At 30.4% G+C, this 930-nt stretch carries 1 pseudogene; it reads left to right on the top strand.

From position 1 onward, the window contains the following. Window positions 1-689, top strand: a pseudogene (locus AZI32_RS17085) (phosphoglucosamine mutase); the annotation flags it as partial. Between the last annotated feature and the right edge of the window lie 241 nt (window positions 690-930).

Below are 930 nucleotides of genomic sequence, written 5' to 3' on the forward strand. Positions count from 1 at the left end.
ATCCAGAAGGTCTTCAAGAAGAAGTATTAAGAAATAATGCTGATTTAGGACTTGCATATGATGGAGATGCAGATAGACTAATAGCTGTAAATGAAAAGGGTCAAATTGTAGATGGCGACCATATAATGATATTAAGTGCAATCTATTTAAAGAAACACAATAAGTTAGCTAAAGATACTTTAGTTGTTACAGTTATGAGTAATATAGGATTAGTTATAGCTGCAAAGGAAAATAACATAAACTTAGCAACAACAGCTGTAGGAGATAGATATGTTTTAGAAGAAATGAAAAATAGCGGATATAATTTAGGTGGAGAGCAATCAGGACATATGATTTTCTTAGATTATAATACGACTGGAGATGGAACTTTAAGTTCTTTAGTTTTAGCTCAGATAGTTAAAGAAGAAGGTAAAACTTTATCAGAACTTGCAGCGGTGATGAATCAATATCCACAAGTATTAGTTAACGCTAGAATAAAAAATGAAAATAAAAATAGATATATGGAAATACCAGAAATTAAAGCTGAAATAGAAAGAATAGAAAAACTAATGGATGGATGTGGAAGAGTATTAATAAGACCATCAGGAACAGAGCCATTAGTAAGAGTTATGTTAGAGGGTAAAGATGAAGGTCAACTAAAAGAATTAGCTACAAATTTAGCTAATTTGATACAAGAGAAATTATCATAATTTCAGAAGTAAATACTAAGATTAATTTTTAGTATTTACTTTGCAAGCGCCAGAACTTAGTAAAATCTAAGTTGACGAGGACAGAGTTTATCGAATTGTCGGCGGATACTCTGCGGTGTGTTTACCATCGGAAGACTTTTACAAACCGTATAAGTGATTGTATGTACAAAAAAAAGTTTATGTAAACTGACCTGAATCTTAAAAATATATAAAATAATAATATTTTTAGGAGGACACAAAT

The sequence above is a fragment of the Clostridium sp. ATCC 25772 genome (assembly GCF_001573875.1).
Classification (GTDB): Bacteria; Bacillota; Clostridia; order Clostridiales; family Clostridiaceae; genus Clostridium_J; species Clostridium_J senegalense.